This window comes from Mycobacterium sp. TH-M103, assembly GCF_057473785.1.
On sequence record NZ_JBYCLG010000202.1, the window covers coordinates 1 to 20,247 of the forward strand.

General features: G+C 71.0%; 15 protein-coding genes, 1 tRNA gene and 2 pseudogenes. 7 read left to right on the forward strand and 11 right to left on the reverse strand.

All coding sequences use genetic code 11. The features are described from left to right. Positions 1 to 19: 19 nt before the first annotated feature. Both AC2VOR_RS11095 and AC2VOR_RS11100 read right to left on the reverse strand, forming a co-directional pair. Positions 20 to 92 (reverse strand) — tRNA-Thr (locus tag AC2VOR_RS11095). 140 nt (positions 93 to 232) lie between these two features. Continuing rightward, positions 233 to 448, reverse strand: coding sequence for a type II toxin-antitoxin system VapB family antitoxin (locus AC2VOR_RS11100; protein WP_369740705.1), 216 nt, complete (start codon positions 446 to 448; stop codon positions 233 to 235). Positions 449 to 570: 122 nt separating this feature from the next. On the opposite strand from AC2VOR_RS11100, the gene AC2VOR_RS11105 reads away from it, so the two are divergent. From AC2VOR_RS11105 to AC2VOR_RS11115, 3 genes and pseudogenes are all read left to right on the forward strand, one after another. Further along, positions 571 to 1,284 carry an MBL fold metallo-hydrolase gene (locus AC2VOR_RS11105; RefSeq protein WP_369740706.1) on the forward strand — a complete coding sequence of 238 codons (714 nt, stop codon included), beginning with the start codon at positions 571 to 573 and terminating at the stop codon, positions 1,282 to 1,284. A gap of 82 nt (positions 1,285 to 1,366) precedes the next feature. Beyond that, a pseudogene (locus AC2VOR_RS11110) lies at positions 1,367 to 1,946 on the forward strand (hypothetical protein); the annotation flags it as partial. Positions 1,947 to 2,020: 74 nt separating this feature from the next. Next, complete coding sequence (locus AC2VOR_RS11115; RefSeq protein ID WP_369740707.1) at positions 2,021 to 2,716, forward strand: crotonase/enoyl-CoA hydratase family protein; 696 nt, start codon at positions 2,021 to 2,023, stop codon at positions 2,714 to 2,716. Positions 2,717 to 2,896: 180 nt separating this feature from the next. On the opposite strand, the gene cynS is transcribed toward AC2VOR_RS11115, so the two are convergent. Both cynS and AC2VOR_RS11125 read right to left on the reverse strand, forming a co-directional pair. Beyond that, on the reverse strand, positions 2,897 to 3,352 hold the full coding sequence (gene cynS / locus AC2VOR_RS11120; RefSeq protein ID WP_369741758.1) for a cyanase: 456 nt from the start codon (positions 3,350 to 3,352) through the stop codon (positions 2,897 to 2,899). Positions 3,353 to 3,418: 66 nt separating this feature from the next. Then, positions 3,419 to 3,592: pseudogene (locus AC2VOR_RS11125) on the reverse strand (glycerol acyltransferase); the annotation flags it as partial. A gap of 69 nt (positions 3,593 to 3,661) precedes the next feature. On the opposite strand from AC2VOR_RS11125, the gene recC reads away from it, so the two are divergent. The 3 genes from recC to recD are packed head-to-tail and all read left to right on the forward strand — an operon-like array spanning position 3,662 to position 11,963. Further along, a complete protein-coding gene (gene recC, locus AC2VOR_RS11130) occupies positions 3,662 to 6,955 on the forward strand; it encodes an exodeoxyribonuclease V subunit gamma (RefSeq protein WP_369740709.1) in 3,294 nt (1,097 codons plus the stop codon). Next, positions 6,955 to 10,236: an exodeoxyribonuclease V subunit beta gene (recB, locus tag AC2VOR_RS11135; protein ID WP_486963792.1), complete on the forward strand. Its 3,282-nt coding sequence runs from the start codon at positions 6,955 to 6,957 to the stop codon at positions 10,234 to 10,236. Before recC ends, recB begins: the two co-directional genes overlap by 1 nt. Beyond that, positions 10,233 to 11,963 carry an exodeoxyribonuclease V subunit alpha gene (gene recD, locus AC2VOR_RS11140; protein WP_369740710.1) on the forward strand — a complete coding sequence of 577 codons (1,731 nt, stop codon included), beginning with the start codon at positions 10,233 to 10,235 and terminating at the stop codon, positions 11,961 to 11,963. The genes recB and recD overlap by 4 nt, the downstream gene beginning before the upstream one ends. Before the next feature lie 13 nt (positions 11,964 to 11,976). Here the strand turns inward: recD and cysC are convergent, their stop codons facing one another. Further along, a complete protein-coding gene (cysC, locus tag AC2VOR_RS11145; RefSeq protein WP_369740711.1) occupies positions 11,977 to 12,636 on the reverse strand; it encodes an adenylyl-sulfate kinase in 660 nt (219 codons plus the stop codon). 122 nt (positions 12,637 to 12,758) lie between these two features. On the opposite strand from cysC, the gene AC2VOR_RS11150 reads away from it, so the two are divergent. Continuing rightward, positions 12,759 to 13,487 carry a TVP38/TMEM64 family protein gene (locus AC2VOR_RS11150; protein WP_369740712.1) on the forward strand — a complete coding sequence of 243 codons (729 nt, stop codon included), beginning with the start codon at positions 12,759 to 12,761 and terminating at the stop codon, positions 13,485 to 13,487. Positions 13,488 to 13,523: 36 nt separating this feature from the next. Here the strand turns inward: AC2VOR_RS11150 and AC2VOR_RS11155 are convergent, their stop codons facing one another. From AC2VOR_RS11155 to AC2VOR_RS11180, 6 genes are all read right to left on the reverse strand, one after another. After that, the gene (locus tag AC2VOR_RS11155; protein ID WP_369740714.1) at positions 13,524 to 15,074 is read right to left on the reverse strand and encodes an MCE family protein; all 1,551 of its coding nucleotides are present in this window, start codon (positions 15,072 to 15,074) and stop codon (positions 13,524 to 13,526) included. Positions 15,075 to 15,077: 3 nt separating this feature from the next. After that, positions 15,078 to 16,190 (reverse strand): virulence factor Mce family protein, encoded by a 1,113-nt coding sequence (locus AC2VOR_RS11160; protein ID WP_369741759.1) that lies wholly within the window; start codon positions 16,188 to 16,190, stop codon positions 15,078 to 15,080. 35 nt (positions 16,191 to 16,225) lie between these two features. After that, positions 16,226 to 17,725, reverse strand: coding sequence for a virulence factor Mce family protein (locus AC2VOR_RS11165; RefSeq protein WP_486963793.1), 1,500 nt, complete (start codon positions 17,723 to 17,725; stop codon positions 16,226 to 16,228). After that, the gene (locus AC2VOR_RS11170) at positions 17,722 to 19,155 is read right to left on the reverse strand and encodes a virulence factor Mce family protein (RefSeq protein WP_486963794.1); all 1,434 of its coding nucleotides are present in this window, start codon (positions 19,153 to 19,155) and stop codon (positions 17,722 to 17,724) included. The genes AC2VOR_RS11165 and AC2VOR_RS11170 overlap by 4 nt, the downstream gene beginning before the upstream one ends. Then, on the reverse strand, positions 19,152 to 20,183 hold the full coding sequence (locus AC2VOR_RS11175; protein ID WP_486963795.1) for an MCE family protein: 1,032 nt from the start codon (positions 20,181 to 20,183) through the stop codon (positions 19,152 to 19,154). Before AC2VOR_RS11175 ends, AC2VOR_RS11170 begins: the two co-directional genes overlap by 4 nt. Continuing rightward, on the reverse strand, positions 20,180 to 20,247 hold a 68-nt coding region (locus tag AC2VOR_RS11180), incomplete at its 5' end, for a hypothetical protein (protein ID WP_486963796.1). The genes AC2VOR_RS11175 and AC2VOR_RS11180, both read right to left, overlap by 4 nt.

Sequence of the window (20,247 nt, forward strand, 5' to 3'; positions counted from 1 at the left end):
GCCTGCCCGGCGTCCGCCGAGCCCCCTAACGGAATCGAACCGTTGACCTTTTCCTTACCATGGAAACGCTCTGCCGACTGAGCTAAGGGGGCCGTTCACCCGAATCGACCGGTGATGCCGCGGGCCTAGAAGAGGGTACAACCCGGCTCGCGACCTCACCAAACCACGTGCGGATTGCGCAGCCGGGCGACGAGAACCGCCCGACGGCGGAACAACGGGCTGACGACGAGGATCACCCCCGATTCTCGCTGCGGCGGGGTTCCCACGCGCGGAGGTCGCTGAACTCGTCGTACTCCTCGTCGGGTGGTTCGCCCTCCCCGGCACCACCCTCGTTGAGCAGGGTCCGCAGCGCGAGGTGGACGGCTTCGCGCGTGTCTGCCAGGCCGTATCGACGAATAGCCTCATCGACCAGGTCGGTGTCGATCACGATCTCGACCTTCTTCTTCATGCGCCAACAATACCCAGTGCATACAAGCGCAATCGAGACTCACGGGGCGTCGGCCGAGCACGTCGCCGGCGCTGCCGCACGGCTGCGGTCGGCGCATCCCGGGCGAGCCCTAGTCTGATGGGGTGTCAGAGGACCGTCTCTACTTCCGTCAACTGCTCTCCGGTCGCGACTTCGCCGCCGGCGATGTGGTCGCGACGCAGATGCGCAATTTCGCCTACCTGATCGGCGATCGACAGACCGGTGACTGCGTCGTCGTCGACCCGGCCTACGCCGCCGGCGACCTTGCCGACACGCTGGAGGCCGACGGCATGCACCTGTCCGGGGTCCTGGTCACCCACCATCATCCCGACCACGTGGGCGGTTCGATGATGGGCTTCGAGTTGAAGGGCCTGGCCGAGCTACTGGATCGCAAGGCCGTGCCCGTGCACGTGAACACCCATGAGGCACAGTGGGTCTCGCGCGTGACCGGGATCGGGATGGGCGACCTGACCACCCATGAGGACCACGACAAGGTCACCGTCGGCGACATCGCGATCGAGCTGCTGCACACCCCGGGACACACGCCGGGCAGCCAGTGCTTCCTGCTCGACGGCCGACTGGTCGCCGGCGACACGTTGTTCCTGGACGGCTGCGGGCGCACGGACTTCCCCGGTGGAAACTCCGACGAGATGTACCGCAGCCTGCAGCGGCTCGCCACGCTGCCCGGCGATCCGACGGTGTTTCCGGGGCACTGGTACTCGGCCGACCCGAGCGCATCGTTGTCGGAGGTCAAGCGTTCCAATTACGTGTACCGCGCCGCCGATCTCGAGCAGTGGCGAATGCTGATGGGCGGCTGAGCGACACCGCGGCGCGCGATCCCGTCGAAGAGTTCCCCGGTCGGCGGTGTCCGGAAGCATTTACGATCGACCCGGCGAACGACGGTTCTCCTTCCCCAAACCGCCGACTGTGGCCGAATACGAGAATGCCGCCGACGGCCATGCCAACGTCGTGGAATTGCAACTGCCGCGGGAGTTGCCCGTACTCGCCCCGGGCCAGGAGTGGCGGATGGTGTGGGATTCGGCGCTCGACCTTGCCGAGATCGGGCACGGCATCGAGTCGCGCGGCACCGGCACCGTGACCTACAACGACCGTCCCGAACGGCCGGCCGCGCGGCTGGCGGCTGCGGCAGCCCCATCGGGTGCCGCTGGAAACGAGGGTGGAGCTGGACTGGGACGCCCTGCCCCCCGTTCAGCGGATCGAACTGCTGACGACGCACGACCCGGCGAAGCGGGAGAAGCAGAAGCTGGAGTTGCTGCGCGGTCTCTTGACCTAACTCCCACTATGCGAGCAAGAAGACGCGGCCCGAGGTGTTCCGCGACGGGATCGAACGGATCAACGGCGCCGTGTGCGAGACCCAGGACAGGTGGCGTCCCCGACAGCTCGACCAGCCCCCCGACGTCAGCCTGCGCTGGGGCGACGCCGGGACGAACTGGGCAGGCACCGCGGTCAGCACGTGTGACACCCGGTCCGACGGGGCGCTCGACGGTCGATCTGATTCAATCGACTCCGCTGTCCGTATCGAAGGAGCACCCAGTGAGCGGCCCGGTCGTCTACAGCCTCGAGGATTCCGTCGCCGTCATCCGGATGGATGACGGCAAGGTCAACGCGCTGGGCCCGGCGATGCAGCAGGCGATCGGCGAGGCGATCGACCGGGCCGACCGGGAGAACGCCGGGGCGGTGGTGATCGCCGGCAACGACCGGGTCTTCAGTGGCGGCTTCGATTTGAAGATCCTCACTTCCGGCGAGGTGCAACCGGCGATCGACATGCTGCGGGGCGGCTTCGAACTGGCGCATCGGCTGCTGTCCTACCCGAAGCCGGTGGTGATGGCCTGCACCGGCCACGCCATCGCGATGGGGGCCTTCCTGCTGTCCTCCGGCGACCACCGCGTGGCCGCCCACGCCTACAACATCCAGGCCAACGAGGTCGCAATCGGCATGACCATCCCGTATGCGGCCCTCGAGATCATGAAGCTGCGGCTGACGCGTTCGGCGTACCAGCAGGCCACCGTCCTGGCCAAGACGTTCTTCGGAGAGACCGCGCTGGCAGCCGGCTTCGTCGACGAGATCGTGCTGCCCGAGATGGTGCTCAGCCGCGCCCGGGAAGCCGCGCGCGAATTCGCCGGCCTGCACCAGCGGGCCCACGCCGCGACCAAGTTGCGCGCCCGCGCCGATGCGCTACAGGCCATTCGCGCCGGGATCGACGGGATCGAAGCCGAGTTCGGGCTGTAGGACTGCGGCTTGTGAGGAAAGGGGCGGCTGCGGGGCAGCCGCCCCCAACCACCTCCTCCGTCAAGAAGTCTGGCACGTCGGCGCGATCTCGTCACGCCACCCGGCGTATCCCTCGACGGGCGGCGAACACGTCAGGGGAGGCGGAAATGAGGAGGGGGACGGATGTGGCCTGCCCGGCACTCAGTCCTCCGCTGAAACCCATTGGTATGGGAGGAATTTGCCGTCGAACGTCACGACGACGCGGTCCCCGGACGGGTGCGGTTTCTTGTGCAGGTCGACGCTGAAGTTGATCGCGCTCATGATCCCGTCGCCGAACTGCTCGTGGATCAGCTCCTTGAGGGCGCCGCCGTACACCTGCAGCGCCTCGTAGAAGCGGTAGATCGTCGGGTCGGTCGGCACCGCGGTCGGGAGCCCGCCGCGCATCGGCGGAGCGGCCAGCACCGGCACCGCCGATGCGTCCAGGCCGAGCATCTCCACCAGGATTTCGCCGAACTCGGCGGGCACCGGCTGCTGGCCGAGCAGGGCGGACGTGGTCCACACGACCGGTCTGCCGATGGCGTCGGCCAACTGCTGCCAGCTCAGGCCCCGCGCCAGGCGGGCCAGGACGATCTGTTCGGTGAGTTCGTGTCGGTTCATGGCCCCAGCATGCACTCCCGCGACCGGCGCGCGGGCGGCGAAGCGGGCGTACGCTGCCCCCCGTCGGAGCATGGCCAATCCCTGCCCGCGGGCGAGGAACAGCGCCGTCTCCTGCCCGCCCACGGCGGCCACCGGCACGATCGGCACGCCGGTCGCGCGCGCCAGCCGCACGAAGCCCATCCGGCCGCCCAAGTCGACGACGCGCTGTTGCCACCACGGGCGGTACACCTCGTAGTCCCCCCGGCGCCGTCGATCCCCGTGGGGCAGAACCTCCCCGCCGTGTCGGCGCCGGCAGCTAATGTGCAGCCGATGGCGCTTCATCTGCACCGTGCCGGGCGCACCGACCTGCTGGCCGACGGGCTCGCGGCCCTGCTGGCCGACCCGTTGCCGGACCCGTTCGCCGAGGAGCTGGTGCTGGTGCCGGCCCGGGGCGTGGAACGCTGGCTGAGCCAGCGGCTCTCGCGCGTGCTGGGCCGCAGGCCGGGTCGCGGCGACGGGGTGTGCGCCGCGGTCGCGTTCCGCAGCCCCGGCGCGCTGGTCGCCGAGCTCTGCGGAGTCCCCGGCCGCGCCGACGACGATCCGTGGTCGCCGGAGGCGATGACCTGGCCGCTGCTGCAGGTGATCGACTGCTCGCTGGACGAGCCGTGGTGCCGGACCCTGGCAACGCATCTGGGCCACTTCGACACCGACGAGATGGAGGCCGAACTGCGCCGGGCCCGCCGCTACGCGGTGGCGCGCCGGCTGGCCGGCCTGTTCGCCTCCTACGCCCGGCAACGTCCACGGCTGCTGGCCGGGTGGCTGCACGGCGGCGCCGGCGACGTGGAGGCCGACCTGGCCTGGCAGCCGCAGCTGTGGCGGGCACTGGTGGCCGTCGCGCCGGCCGATCCCCCGCACGTCCGGCACGAGAAGACGGTGGCCCGGCTGCGCGCGGGCCCGGCCGACCTGCCGGCCCGGTTGTCGCTGTTCGGGCACACCCGGCTGGCGCGCACCGACATCGAACTGCTCGGGGCGCTGTCCGCCCACCACGACCTGCACCTGTGGCTGCCGCACCCCAGCGACCCGCTGTGGCGGGCACTCGACGGGCTGCACGGCGTGGTGCCCCGCCGCGAGGACGGCAGCCGCGGCGCGGCGCACCACCCGCTGCTCGAGACGCTGGGGCGCGACCTGCGCGAGCTTCAGCGCTCGCTGCCCGCCGACCCGGCCACCGACGAATTCCTGGGCACCGCAACCAGATCCGACACCCTGCTGGGCTGGCTGCAATCCGACATCGAGGCCAACGCGCTCCGGCCCGGGGGACGCGCGCTGCGCCCCGGCGATCGCTCGGTGCAGGTGCACGCCTGTCACGGCCCGGCCCGTCAGATCGACGTGCTGCGCGAGGTGCTGCTGGGCCTGCTCGACGACGACCCGACCCTGCAGCCCCGCGACATCGTGGTGATGTGCCCGGACATCGAGAGCTACGCGCCGTTGTTCGTCGCCGGCTTCGGGCTCGGCGAAGCGGCGGGCCAGGGCCACCCGTCGCACCAGCTACGGGTCAGGCTGGCCGACCGTGCGCTGACCCAGACCAACCCGCTGCTCGGCGTCGCCGCCGAACTGCTCGCCCTCGCCGGCACCCGGGCCACCGCCGGCCAGGTGCTCAACCTCGCGCAGGCCGCCCCGGTGCGCGCGCGGTTCGGGCTCACCGACGAGGACCTCGACGCGATCACCGACTGGGTGCGCGAATCCAACATCCGATGGGGTTTCGACCAGCAGCACCGCCGGCCGTACGGGCTCGGCCACGTCGTGCACAACACCTGGCGTTTCGGCCTGGACCGCGTCCTGACCGGTGTGGCCATGTCCGACGACTCGCGGGCGTGGCTGGACACCGCGCTGCCGCTCGACGACGTCGGCAGCAACGAGGTGGAATTGGCCGGGCGGCTGGCCGAATTCGTCGGGCGGCTGCACCACGTCACCGAAAACCTCAGTGGCACCAAGCCGTTGACCGGCTGGCTGGACGCGCTGACCGAGGGAGTCGGCATGCTGACCCGCCCCGCGGAGACCTGGCAGGAACCCCAGCTGCAGCGGGAGTTCTCGGAGGTGTTGCGGCAGGCAGGTTCTCGTGGTTCGACGCCGCTGCTGCTGGCCGACGCCCGCGCCCTGCTCGATCAGCACCTGGCCGGGCGGCCCACCCGGGCCAACTTCCGCACCGGCACGCTGACCGTGTGCACCATGGTGCCGATGCGCTCGGTGCCGCACCGGGTGGTATGCCTGGTCGGGCTCGACGACAAGGTGTTCCCCCGCCATCACGTCCCCGACGGCGACGACGCGCTGGACCGTGACCCGCGGACCGGCGAGCGCGATATCCGTTCGGAGGACCGGCAGTTGCTGCTCGACGCCATCGGCGCGGCCACCGAAACCCTGGTGATCACCTACACCGGCGCCGACGAGCACACCGGCCACCCGTGCCCGCCGGCGGTGCCGCTGGCCGAGGTGCTCGACGCGCTGGACCGGACGACGCAGGCGCCGGTGCGCGAGCAGGTCGTGACCCGTCATCCGCTGCAGCCCTTCGACGTCCGGAACGTCAGGCCGGGCGACCTGGTTCCCGGCCGGCCGTTCACGTTCGACCCCGCCGCACTGGCAGCGGCCGAAGCCGCGGCCGGGAAGCGCTGTGCGCCAACTGGTTTCATCAGCGGTCCGCTGCCGGCGGTGTCTCCCACCGACGTCTCGCTGGCCGACCTGCTGGATTTCTTCAAAGACCCGGTCAAGGGGTTCTTCCGCGCGCTGGACTGCACGCTGCCGTGGGACGTCGACACCGTCGAGGACGCGATGCCGGTGGAGATCGACGCGCTCGAGGAGTGGACGGTCGGCGAGCGGATGCTGCGCGACATGCTGCACGGCATGCATCCGGACGCCGCGGCCAATGCCGAGTGGCGTCGCGGGACGCTGCCACCGGGCCGGCTCGGCATGCGCAAGGCGACGGAGATCCGCGACCGCGCGCACGACCTGGCGGTGGAGGCACTGCGGTATCGCGACGGCGACGACGACGCGCACGACGTCGACGTCGCCCTGGGCGGCGGCCGCCGGCTCACCGGCACGCTCACACCGGTTTTCGGCCCGCGCTCGGTGGCGGTGAGCTACTCGAAGCTGGCGCCCAAGCACGTGCTGGTGTCGTGGATCGGATTGGTCGCGCTGGCGGCGCAGCGGCCGGGGGGCCGCTGGACGGCGCTGTGCATCGGCCGCGGTAAGAGCAAGAACCGGATCGCGCAACGGCTTTTCGTGCCACCGCCGGACCCGGTGGGGGTGCTGCGCGACCTGGTGGCGCTCTACGACACGGGTCGGCGGGAGCCGCTGCCGCTGCCGTTGAAGACGTCCTGCGCGTGGGCCGAGGCCCGCCGCGACGGCGAGGATCCCCGCGCGGCCGCCCAGGACAAGTGGCGCAGCACGGGCTTTCACCCCGGCGACGACGCCGAGCGGGCACACGTGCGGGTGTGGGGCAAGGGCGCGCCGCTCTCGGTGCTGCTGGGCGCGCCCCGCCCGGGCGAGGAGGCACCCGGCGAGGACACCCGGCTGGGCGCGCTGGCGGCGCGGGTGTGGCTGCCCCTGCTGGCCGGCGAGAGGAACCCGTGATGGACCGCTTCGACCTGATGGGTGCGCTGCCGCCCGAGGCCTCCACCACCGTGCTGGAGGCCAGCGCCGGCACCGGAAAGACGTTCGCGCTGGCGGGGCTGGTGACCCGCTATCTCGCCGAGACCGGCGCGACACTCGACGAGATGCTGCTGATCACCTTCAACCGCAACGCCAGCCGGGAACTGCGCGACCGGGTGCGCGACCAGATCGTGAAGGCGATCGCCGCGCTGGCGGGCCGGGTGCCGCCCGGCAGCGATCTGGTCGCCCACCTGGTGGGCGTCGATGCCGGCGAGCGCGCCCTGCGGCGGGCGCGGCTGCGCGACGCGCTGGCGAACTTCGACGCGGCCACCATCGCCACGACGCACGAGTTCTGCGGCGCGGTGCTGAAATCCCTCGGCGTCGCCGGCGACACCGCCATCGGCGTCCGGTTGCAGGAGAACCTCGACGACCTGATCCGTGAGATCGTCGACGATCTCTACCTCGCGGAGTTCGGCCGTCAAGAGGGCGACCCGCTGCTGAAATACCAGGAGGCGCTGGGCCTGGCCCGCACCGTGGTGGGCGACCCGTGCGCGCAGCTGCGCCCGCTCGATCCCGAGCCGGGCGGGGCGGCCGAGGTACGGCTGCGCTTCGCCGCCGCCGTCGGGGTCGAGCTCGAACACCGCAAGCGCCGGTTGCGCATCCTCAGCTACGACGACCTGCTCACCCGGCTCGCGAAGGCGCTCGACGCACCGGACTCCCCGGCTCGCGACCGGATGCGGCGACGCTGGCGGATCGTGCTGGTCGACGAGTTCCAGGACACCGACCCCGTCCAGTGGCGGGTGCTCGAGTGCGCGTTCGCCGGGCGCGCCACGCTGATCCTGATCGGCGACCCGAAACAGGCCATCTACGGCTTCCGCGGCGGCGACATCTACACCTACCTCAGGGCGGCCCGCAGCGCCGGGGCGCGCTACACGCTGGACGTCAACTGGCGCAGCGACAAGGTCCTCGTCGACAGCCTGCAGACCGTGCTGCGCGGCGCGACGCTGGGCCACCCGGACATCGTCGTGCGCGACATCCGCGCCCACCACGACGGGCACCGGCTGGCCGGCGCACCGCACAACGCGCCGTTTCGGCTGCGCGTCGTCACCCGCCCCGCCCTGGGCTACACCGGCACCGACACCATCCCGATCGACGCGCTGCGCGGCCACATCCCGAAAGACCTGGCCGCCGACATCGCGGCCCTGCTGGCCGGGGAGGCGACCTATGACGGGAGGCCCGTCGGGGCGGGTGACATCGCGGTGATCGTCGAGCGGCACGAGGACGCGCGCGCGTGCCGTGACGCGCTGGCCGGCGCGGGCGTGCCGGCCGTCTACACCGGCGACACCGATGTCTTCAAGTCCCGGGCCGCCGAAGACTGGCTGTGCCTGCTGGAGGCCTTCGACGCGCCGCAGCGCAGCGGACTGGTCCGCGCCGCGGCCTGCACGATGTTCTTCGGTGCGACCGCCGAAAACCTTGCCGCCGAGGGTGATGCGTTGACCGACCGGGTGGCCGGCACGTTGCGCGAATGGGCCGACCACGCCCGCCGACGCGGGGTGGCGGCGGTGTTCGAGGCCGCGCAACTGGCCGGCCTGGGCCGTCGCGTGCTGGGCGAGCGCGGCGGTGAACGCCACATGACCGATCTGGCCCACATCGCGCAGTTGCTGCACGAGACGGCGCACCGCGAGCACCTGGGCCTGCCCGCGCTGCGGGACTGGCTGCGGCGTCACTGCGACGCCCGCAGGGGCGTCGCCGAACGCGACCGCCGCCTCGACAGCGACGCCGCGGCCGTGCAGATCATGACGGTGTTCGTGGCCAAGGGTCTGCAGTTTCCGATCGTGTACCTGCCGTTCACGTTCAACCGCTACGTCGGCACCGGCGACATCCTGCTCTATCACGACCACGACGACGCCCGCTGCCTGTACGTCGGCGGCAAGAGCCGCGGCCCGCAACGCCAGGCGGTCGAGGAGTTGCACCGCACCGAGGAAGCGCGCGCCAACATCCGGCTCACCTACGTCGCGCTCACCCGGGCATGCTCCCAGGTGGTGGCATGGTGGGCGCCGACCCGCGACGAGGTCAACGGCGGCCTCTCGCGGCTGTTGCGGGGTCGCGCCCCGAACGATGCGGAGGTGCCGGACCAGTGCGCACCGCGGATCAGCGACGCGGACGCCTGGGCGGTGTTCAGGCGCTGGGAGGCCGCGGGCGGCCCGTCGGTGGAGGAGTCCGAGATCGTCACGGCCGCCGCGGCCCGAAGTCCGGTCCGCGCAGGGGACTTGGCGGTGCGTCACTTTCACCGGACGATCGACACCGCGTGGCGGCGCACGTCGTATTCGGCGCTGGTGCGCGGGGCCGAGGTGCTCGGCGTGGCGAGCGAGCCCGAGACCGGCGCGCGCGACGACGAGGTGGACGCGGTCGTCGTCACGGTGCCCGGCGCCGGCGGCGCCGGGGATCCGGCCTCCCCGCTGGCCGCGATGCCGGCCGGGGCGGCGTTCGGCTCGCTGGTGCACGCGGTGCTCGAGACGGCCGACCCGTCGGCGCCCGACCTGGCCGCCGAGCTGACGGAGCAGGTGCGGCGGCAGTCGGCGTGGTGGCCGGTCGACGCCGACGCCGACGCACTGGGCGCCGCGCTGGTGCCGATGCACGACACGCCGTTGGGACCGCTGGCCCCCGGCGCGACGTTGCGGCGGATCGGGGTGCGGGACCGCCTGCGGGAGATGGACTTCGAGATCCCGCTGGCCGGGGGCGACCTGCGCGGCGGTGCCCCCGATGTCCACCTGCGCGACGTGGGTGAGCTGCTGGGCGAGCACCTGGACGCCGCCGACCCGTTGGCGGCCTACGCCGACCGCCTGATGTCGGCGGGGTGGGGGGCGCAGCCGCTGCGCGGGTACCTGGCGGGCTCGATCGACGCGGTGCTGCGGCTGCCCGGGCAGCGGTACCTGGTCGTCGACTACAAGACCAACCAGCTGGGCGACAGCGCCTCCGACTACGGGTTCGCGCGGCTGGCCGAGGCGATGCTGCATTCGGACTACCCACTGCAGGCGCTGCTGTATGTCGTTGTTGCGCACCGTTTTCTGCGGTGGCGCCTGCCCGGCTACGACCCCCGGACGCACCTGGGCGGGGTGCTGTACCTCTACGTGCGGGGCATGTGCGGAGTGGACACCCCGGTGGTCGACGGGCACCCGTGCGGCGTCTTCAGCTGGCGGCCACCGGCCGGGCTGGTGACCGCGCTGTCGGATCTGCTCGACGAGGGGAGGCGGGCCGCGTGACGACCACCGAAACGGAGGTCGCCATCGGCGCCACCGGCGCGCTGCGGGCCTTCAACGAGGCCGGCGTTCTGGATGTCTCCGACATCCATGTGGCACAGCGGCTCTGCGCCCTGGGCAAGGAGCCCGACGAGCGGGTGGCGCTCGCGGTGGCCCTGGTCGTGCGCGCGCTGCGGGGCGGGTCGGTGTGCCTGGATCTGCCGACGGCCGCCGAGACCGTGGGCTCTGCCGGGTTGCCGTGGCCCGACGCCCCGGCGTGGCTGTCGGCGGTGCGGGCCAGCCCGTTGCTCGGTGAGCCGCCGGTCCTGCGCCTGGACGCGGACCGGCTGCTCTACCTCGACCGGTACTGGCGCGAGGAGACGCAGGTGCGCGACGACCTGCTCGCGCTGCTGGCCCGGGGGCCGGCGCCCGCTGCGCCCGCCCCCGAGCGACTCTTCCCCGCCGCGTACCCCGAACAGCGCCGGGCCGCCGAAATCGCGCTGTGTCAACCGGTCACGGTGCTCACGGGCGGCCCCGGCACCGGCAAGACGACGACGATCGCGCGGCTGCTGGCGCTGGCCGCCGAACGGGCCGAGCTCGCCGGGGAGCCGCGGCCCCGCATCGCGCTGGCCGCGCCGACCGGCAAGGCCGCCGCCCGGCTGCAGGAGGCGGTGGCCGATCAGTTGGCCGGGCTTGCCGCGGTCGATCGCGCTCGGCTGGCCGAACTGAACGCGGTCACGCTGCACCGCCTGCTCGGTTCCAGGCCCGACAGCTCGACCCGGTTTCGCCACGACCGCTCCAACCGGCTGCCGCACGACCTGATCGTCGTCGACGAGATGTCGATGGTCTCCCTGACGCTGATGGCGCGACTGTTGGAGGCCGTGCGCCCCGACGCGCGGCTGGTACTCGTCGGTGACGCCGACCAGCTGGCGTCGGTGGAGGCCGGGGCGGTGCTGGCCGACCTGGTGGACGGCCTGTCCGCGCGCGACGACGTGCGCGTCGCGGCGCTGCGCACGTCGCACCGCTTCGGGGGATCGATCGGCGCACTGGCCGACGCGGTCCGCGTCGGGGACGCCGACCGGGCGCTGTCGGTGCTGCGCTCGGGTGCCGCGGACGTCGAGTTCCTCGAGTGCGCCGAAGGCGAGGACCCGTCGCAGCGCCTGCGTGCGGTGCTGGTCCCGCACGCGCTGCGGCTGCGGGAAGCCGCCCTGCTCGGCGCCGCCGACGTCGCGCTGGCACGGCTGGACGAGCACCGGTTGCTGTGTGCGCACCGGCGGGGGCCCTTCGGGGTGGCCCACTGGAACGCCACGGTGCAGAGCTGGATCTGCGAGGAGACGGGCCAGCCGCCGTGGTCGGACTGGTATGCGGGACGCCCGCTGCTGGTGACGGCGAACGACTACGGCCTGCGCGTCTACAACGGCGACACCGGTGTCGCCGTGGCCGGACCGGACGGTCTGCGAGCCGTCATCGCCGGCGCGGCCGGCGCGGCGAGCTTCGCGACCAGCCGCCTCGGTGACGTCGAGACCATGCACGCCATGACCGTTCACAAGAGCCAGGGCAGCCAGGCCGAGGAGGTGACGGTGCTGCTGCCGCCGCAGGATTCGCGGCTGCTGACGCGGGAGTTGTTCTACACGGCCGTGACACGCGCCAAGACCAGGGTCCGGGTGGTGGGGTCACCGGATGCGGTGCGTGCCGCGATCGGGCGCCGCGCCGTGCGGGCGACGGGACTGCGGCAACGACTGCGGGGCTGAGGCCGCGGAACGCTCAGACGGCCGGCTCGTCGGAAATGACGCCCACCTGTTCGAGGTAGGAAACCACTTCCTCGGCCAGCAGGTCCGGGTCCTTCTGCGCGTCGAGCCTGATCTCGGGGTTCAGCGGGGCCTCGTAGGGGTCGTCGATTCCGGTGAATCCCTTGAGCTCCCCGGCCCGGGCCTTCTTGTAGAGGCCTTTGGGGTCGCGTTCCTCGCACACCTCGAGGGGGCAGTCGACGAAGATCTCGATGAAGTCGCCCGCGCCCAGTGAGGCGCGGACCCGGTCGCGGTCGCGGCGATAGGGGCTGATGAAGCCGGTCAGCGCCACGATGCCGTCGTCGCAGAACAACTGCGCCACCGCACCGATTCGCCTGATGTTCTCTTCGCGCGCCTGCGCGGAGAAGTCCAGCCCGAAGCGACCGGCGAATTCCTCGCCGTGCGTCGCGGTCAGGGTGTGCGGGTCGGCGTTGAGACCGTGGCGGACGTTGTCCCCGTCCAGGACATAGCTGCGGACGCCCCGCTCGTAGAGTTTGCGATCCACCAGGTTGGCCAGCGTGCTCTTGCCGGCGCCGCTCAGCCCGGTGAACCAGATCACGCACCCTTTGTGGCCGTTGAGGCGTTCGCGGTCGGCGCGGGTGACACTGTGTTGGTGCCACGTGATGTTCGAACCCACGTCCACGAGCCCCTTCCGGCTTTTGCATTCCCCGAATCGACCCCGTCGGACACTAACATGCCGCCGGGATCGCTCACGCGGCCCGGCTCGCAGGTGTGAGAATTCCGGTCAGCATGGTCGACATGGTTGGTGAAGACGAATCCGCGCCGGCGCCGCGGCGGCGCCACGTCGTGCGGCTCGCCGCGTTCGCGGTCTTTCTGCTCGTGCTGTTCTATCTGGTGGCCGTGGCGCATGTCGTCGACGTGGGGCGGGTGCGCGGCGCGGTCGCCGCGACGGGTCCGGCGGCGCCGCTGGCCTATGCCGTGGCCGCGGCCCTGCTCGGCGCGGTGTTCGTGCCGGGCCCGATGCTCGCCGCGGGCAGCGGGCTGGTGTTCGGGCCTTTTGTGGGGATCGGCGTGACGCTGGGCGCCACGGCGGGCACCGCGGTCGTCGCCGCCTTCGTCGGCCGCCGCGCCGGCCGCACCAGTGCGCGGGCGCTGCTGGGGCCGGCGCGCGCCGATCGGCTCGACGCGCTGATCGAACGCCGCGGGCTGTGGGCGGTGGTCGGTCAGCGGTTCGTCCCCGGCCTCTCCGACGCGCTGGCCTCCTATGCGTTCGGCGCGTTCGGAGTTCCGTTGTGGCAGATGGGCGTCGGCGCGCTCATCGGTTCGCTGCCCCGGGCTTTCGTCTACACCGTGCTGGGCGCGTCGATCGGGAACCTGTCGTCGCCGTTGGCGTACTCGGCGATAGCGGTGTGGTGTGTCACCGCCATCGTCGGCGCGTTCGCGGCGCGGCGCGGATACCGGAAGTGGCGCGGGCATGCGGGCCACGCCGAGGAGGGCGCCGCCCCCGATCCGGAAGCCGGGGCTTGACGTCGGCGCCCGCGGCTTCGGTCACCCGGGGCCGAATCAGCCCGTCCGCCCGAGCATTTCCTTCCACCCGTCGTCGCCGAGATGACCCGAGTTCTCCACGGAATACACCACACCGTCGGGCCCGACGACCTTGCCGCTACGCACGTCGTACAGCGCGGTCGGCACGGCGTTCGGAGTGTAGACGCACGGGTTGGGCTGTTGGCCGTTGCACTCGACGGTCCCCGAACCCGGCCGCTGCAGCGGATCGCTGAGCGGCGGCGGCGTGCCCGGCACCCGGTCCGAGGGCAGCGGGTTGAGGCCGTTATCGACCGACGGCGCCGGAATCACGTTGCCCGGCTTGACCGGCTGGTCACAACGCGCGCCCGGCGCGGGGCAGGTGAGGATCTGATCGGGGTCCCCGTACCACGGATTGGTACCCATCGGCACATAGGGTTTGGGGCTTCGGCACTCGCGCGGGGTCGCGGCGCGCTTGCCGGGCACGTCCACGCACGGGTAATTGCGTGCTCCGCGAACCACATTCGCCGCGTCCATGGGGATCTTGCAGTAGGTGCCGGCCGGCAGCGGCGCGATGGTGGTGTCAGCCGGTGCCCGCCACTGGGAGGCCGGCAGGAATCCGGTCAGGCACGGCGGCGGCTGGTTCAGCGCGATCGCGCCGACGCCCAGGTTGGCCTGGCCGGGAGATTGCGCCGTCACCGACTGGGCGATGGACGCCGACTGCGGCAAGAACACCAACGCCTGCTCGACGCCGTGGTGATAGCGCTTAAGCATGTCGAGCACGACCTCCAGGTTGGCCAGCGTCTGCGGCAGCGACTCCCGCACGTCACCGAACGCGGCGTCGACCTGCTCGGCGGTCGGCGCCGCGTTGGCCAGGATGTCGCGTATCGCGTGATCCTGCCGTGCGGTCTGCGCGGCCAGCGTGTTCAGATTGGCGGCCCACCGCCCGATGTTGTCGCCGGAATCGGCCTGACTGTCGATGATCGGCGCCGAGCGCGCGATGACGTCGTCGATGTCGTCGAGGCTGCCCCGGAAGTCGTGCGCGATGCCCTGGGCGGAGTCGACCAGCCGCCGCAGCGCCGGCCCGAGCCCACCGACGGCCTGGGCCGTCTCGTGGAGCAGTGCGGCGACCTTGTCCTTGGGCAGCACCGCCAGGCCCTCGTTGGCGGCATCGAGCGCCGGGCCGATCTGGCTGGGCACGGTGGTCTTGGTGATCGTCTGCCCGTCGCGCAGGAACGGCCCGCGGTTGCGGCTCGACACCAGGTCGATGAACTGCTCGCCGACCGCCGAGACCGAGTGGACGTTGGCCGACGCGTCGGCGGGGACCTGGTAGCGGTCGTCGATGCTCATCGCCGCCCGCGCGCCGCGCCGGGTCGGTTCGACGCCGGTCACCTTGCCGACGGTGATGCCCCGGTAGGTGACGTTGGCCGTGCGATACAGGCCGCCCGACTGCGGCAATTCGGCATACACCGTGTAGCGCCCGACGCCGGCCAGGCTCGGTATCTGCAGGTAGTACCAGACCAGCACGACCACCGCGGCCACGGCGACCCCCGCCAGCACCACCAGCTGGGTTTTGATCATGCGGGTCAACATCTTTCATCGACCCCTTTCCACCAGCGGCCCACCCGGGGCGTCGTTCGGGTTGGGCGTGTAGCGGACGTCGGGGATCATGGTTTCCGGATCCCGTCCCCACGACTGCTCGAGGGCCCGCAAGGCCCCGGAGAAACCCGTTCCGCTGAGCGTGGTGTTGTCGATGGTGGACAGGGTCAGGTCGAGCGTGGCGGACACGTTGACGTAGTCGCCGCGGATCACCTGCGTCACGTCGTCGATGTTGAACGGTGCTGTGAGGCCCAGCTTCAGCGCGCCCACCACGTACGGCGAGGCCCGGCCGAGCTGCTTGAGCGGCCGCTGCAGCGCCGCCAGACTCTGGTGCAGGTTGGGCCGGGTGGCGACCAACGCCCGGTTGGCGGCGTCGCTGAACCGCCCCAGAGACTCGGTGGCGTCGGCGAACAAGGCGCGGGTATCGGCGAAATGCTTTATCAGCGGTGGTATCTCGGTGAGCACCCGCTCCAGCGTGTCCTTACGGTCGGCGACGATGGCCAGCAGTTGGTTGGTCGAATCGATGGCCCGGGTCAGGTCGCCGCGCTGCCGGTTCAGTTCGGCGGTGAACGTGTCCAGGCGCCCGAGGAATTCGCGAACCTGGTCGACGTGGCCGTCGAGGATGTCGATGACCTCGGATTGGATCGCGTCGAGGTTCGGAATCCCGCCGCCGTTGAGGATCACCGCGATGCTGGCCAACGTCCGCTCGACGGTGGGGTAGGCCGAGGCGTTCTTCAACGGGATGGTGTCGCCGCTCCGCAACCGTTGCGGGGAAGGGTTCTTCGGCGCGGCCAACTCGACGTGCTGGGTGCCCAGCAGGCTGGTCTGACCGATTTTCGCCGTCGCGTTGGCCGGCAGCCGCACGCCGGGGTCCACGTCCAACGTCAGGGTCGCGATCCAGTTCTTCAGCCTGATCGCACGCACCGTGCCGACCCACACGTCGGCGACCCGTACCCGGCTGTTGGTGTTCAGCGCCAGCGTGTCCGGCATCTGCACATAGATCGTCAGGTGGTCGGCGCCCGTGCCCTGGCCGATGGGCAGCGGCACGTTGGCGATGCCCCGCCAGGTGCACGACGTCAACAGCACCGGCACCAGCAGGACGGCCAGCACCCACGCCGGTCGCCGACGGGCCGCGCGTACCGCGCTCACTGGCCCGGCCCCGGGTGGGCGGGCTGCGGGTACCAGGGCGGCGGAAGCGGATTGGATTCGTCATAGGCGTTCGGCGGACCGGGCATGGTCACACCCGGCGGCGGGGGCGGCGCGTCCGGGCCGCCCATGAGCTCGGCCAGCGATTCCGGGGTCAGCATGTTCGCCGTGGGCGGCTGCACCGGCGTGCCCTGCATGCCCGGCGCGACGACCCAGCCGGGCTCGTGGTTGCCGTGCGCAAACGGTGTGTCGCGCGCGAAGATCCCCGGGACGGTGGTGTCCTTGTACCCCGGCGGGGGGCGCAGCCGTTCCTCGGAGTAGGCCACCTCCTTGGGCAGGGTGGCCGGCGAGTTGAAGAAGTTCGCGCCGGCGGGAAAATAGTTGAACTTGATGGCGTCCAGTACCGGCGCCAGATACTGCGCGCACAGCTCGGCCGAGTCCTGATAGCCCAGTCGGCTGCCGGCCTGGATGGCACTGCAGACGAACTGAAGCGGGTTGGCGAAGTTCGGGAACGCGAACAGGCCCACCAGGGAGCTGTTCAGGGGGTGGTAGAGGTTGTTGAAGTTGCCCGCGAAGGTGGGCAACACGTGCAGCGCGGTTTCCAGGCCGTCGCGCGGCTCGGGCTGCAGGATCGTGGTGGTCACGTCGGCGAGGTTGCCGACGTCGTGCGCCAGCGCGGACCGGTTGTCGCTGACGAACTTCCGGGCGGTTGCCAGCACGTCGTCGATCCGGCCCACCGTGTCGGCCACTTCATGGTCGGATCTGGTGAACCAGCCGGTGAACTCGGCGAGGTCGGCGTTGAGTGCGACGAACTGCCGATCGTTCTGGTACAGCGCGCTGACGAACTGCGCGAGGCTTCGCGTGATCGCGACGAAGTCGCCCCGGCCCTCGTTCAGCGCGGTCAGCGCCTGTGACAGGTTGTTCAGGGTGTCGTTGACCTGCTTGCCTTTTCCGGCCAGGTTGTCGGCCGCCTTTTCGATGACCTCACCGAACGGCCCTGTCGGCTGCCGGGCCGTCGGGCCGAGTTGGCGCAGGATCCCGTTGATGGAGTCGCGCAGCTGATCCCACTCGACGGGCACCTGGGTGCGCTCGATCGGGATCACCGCGCCGTCCTCGAGCACCGGCCCGCCGGTGTAGGGCGGTGAGAGCTGGATGGTGCGCGAAGCCACCAGGCTGGGGTTCAGGATCGATGCCGTGGCCCGGGCGGGCACCTTGTACTTGTTGCTGTAGTGCAACGTGACTCGCATCTTGTCGCCGAGCGGCTCGATCGCGTCGATCGAACCGACCCGCACCCCCATGATCTGGACCTTGTCGCCGGGGTAGAGGGCGAGGGTCTCGGGGAAGTACGCGACGACCGTGGTGTTGGTCAGTTTCCGGTAGAGCTGCACCCCGGCGGCCGCCGCGATGCAGACGAACACCACCGCGAGCACCCCGACGACCAGTGCCCTGCCCGGCACTTTCGGCAACCGCACGTTGCGAATGTCGAAGATGGTGCTCATGGGCGCTCACCACCCGTCAGTGGTTGGGTGCGCGCCCCCGGCGGCGCGTGCGTCGGCAGCGGAACGGGGGTGCCCGGGACGTCCGGCGGCGTCTCGCCGGGCCGCGCCGCACTCGGTATCCCCGGTGTGGGCGCCGTCCCGCCGGGATTGGGCGGCGACGCCTGGACGTCCAGGGGCGCGGGGAAACCGCCCGCGACGGTACCGAAGGGGCCTTGCTCGGATACCTTGCAGGGCAGCGGGTTTCCGGGCCGCGGCGACGTGTCGGCCGGCGGCGCGTACGAACACGGCGATCCCGGCGGGACGGCGGGTCCCGGATGATCCGCAGTGCCCTCCGACACCGGCGGCGCCGGCGGCGGCGCGCCGTTGGGGAACCGGGTCCCGTTGGGGTCGGGCCAGCGGAACGCCGGCAGCCCGGCGCCGCGCCAGAAGTTCTCCGGGTCGATGCCCCGCTTCTTGAACGCCGCGTCGACCCACGGCTGCAGGACCTGGTAGGGCAGCAGATTCGCCACGATCGCCTTGAAGAACGGCCCGGAAGCCACAGCCTCGGTCAGGGATGCGGTGTATCTGCTGAGCAGCACCAGCACATCGGCCAGTTCGTTCTTGCGTTTGACCAGCTCGTCGCTGACCGTGCCCAACTGCTCCAGCACGTGGTGCGCGCGGGGATTCTCGTTGATCAGACCGGACACCTGGGCCGACACCGTCGATACGTTGCTGAGCAGAATCCTGAGTGCCTGGCTGCGTTCCCGGAAGGCGCCCAGCAGCGTCTCGGCGTTGACCAGCAGGCCGTTGACCTGTTCGCTGCGGTCACCGAGCACGCCGGCGACCTTGTTGGCGTTGGCCAGCAACTGCTTGATCTGCTCGTCGCGCCCGCCGATGGTCTCGGAGAATTTGGCCACCCCGTCGAGGGCCGCACTCAGGTGCGGTGCGGTCTGGTCGAAGGTCTCCGACAAGACGTTCAGCGACCGCTTGACGAGGTCGATGTTCCAGTCCGTGGCCGCCTTCGTGACGTCGACGAACGCGTCGTAGATCTGGTAGGGCGTGGTGGTCTGCCCCGAAGGGAGGATGCCGTTCGGCCGCAACGGTTCCGAGCCGCGGGGCTGGATCTGCATGTTCTTGCGGCCCAGGAAGGTGTCGGTGCGGATCGCGACGCGGCTCTGCGTCCCGATCCGTTTGCCGGGCAACGAGAATCCGATCAGGACCTTGTCCCCCCGGATCACCAGCGAGCGCACCAGGCCGACGTTCACCCCGGCGATCTCCACCCTGTCACCCGTGCTGATCCCGCCGGTGTCGGCGAACTGCGCGTAATAGGTCGGTGTGGCGAACAGCATCGGCACGCTGGTGAAGCTTTGCCCGACCCCGACGGCGAGCAGCGTGACCAGCGCGCCCATCAGCCCGACGCGGCCGCGGTTGACCTCCGTGAGCGTTCTCATTGCGGCGTGCACCTCCCGGTGGGCTGCCCGAACAGCTTGACGGTGCGCACCGGGCCGCCGGGCTGTAAACCGTTGAGCTTGATGGCGATGTCGCAGAGATAGAAGTTGTAGAAGTCGCCGTAGATGCCGCCGGCGCGGCCGATGATGCGGTAGGCCTGAGGCAGCTTCTCGAGCACGTCGTCGAGGGCGGGCAGGTCGTCGATGAGCGGCTGCGCGACGTCCTCGAGGTGTCCCAGGGTGCCGTGCAGCGCCGGCCGGTCGTCGGCCAGCAGGCCGGCCAGGGTGCCCGCGGCGTCGCTCAGGTTTGCCGCCGCCGCGGCGAGCGGATCGGCCCGGCTCTTCAGCCCGGTGATCAGCAGTTCCAGGTTCGCGACCGTCCCGTCGAGCTCCTTCTGGTGCTTGACGGTGGTGGCCAGCACGGTGTTCAGGTTGGTGACGACCTCGCCGATCGCCTTGTCCCGGTTGGCCAGTGCCGCCGTCAGCGACGCGGTCTGGTCCAGGATGTCGTTGATGGTCGCGCCCTGCCCCTGGAACACGGTGATGATCGCCTGGGCGATGCCGTTGACCTTGTCGGGGTCCAGCGCCTTGAACAACGGGCGGAACCCGCCGATCAGCGCGTCGAGGTCCAGCGCCGGCCGGGTGTGCTCGACCGGGATCGTGGCGCCCGGGGCCAGCCGCTCGCCGCTGTCGCCGCGGCCCAGTTCCAGGTAGCGTTCGCCGATGAGGTTGAGGTAGCGGATAGAGGCCGTCGTCGCCCGGTCCAGCGGCAGCGAGCGGTCCACGGCGAAGTCCACCAGCACGCGGCTGTCCCCGGCGATCAGGGTCACTTTGGAGACCTTGCCGACCTCCACCCCCGCCGCGCGGACGAACTGGCCGGCGCGCAACCCGCTCGCGTCGGTGAACACCGCGGAATACCCTGTGGTGCGGTCGAACCGCATCTGGCCGAACACCACGATGATCACCACGGTGAACATCGCCAGCACCGACCAGAGGACACCGAGTTTGATCGCTGTGCCGGTGGTTCTCATGGGTTGATCGTGTTCTCCCCGTATTGGCGGCCCCAGACGTATTCGGTGAACATCGGCTGGCCGA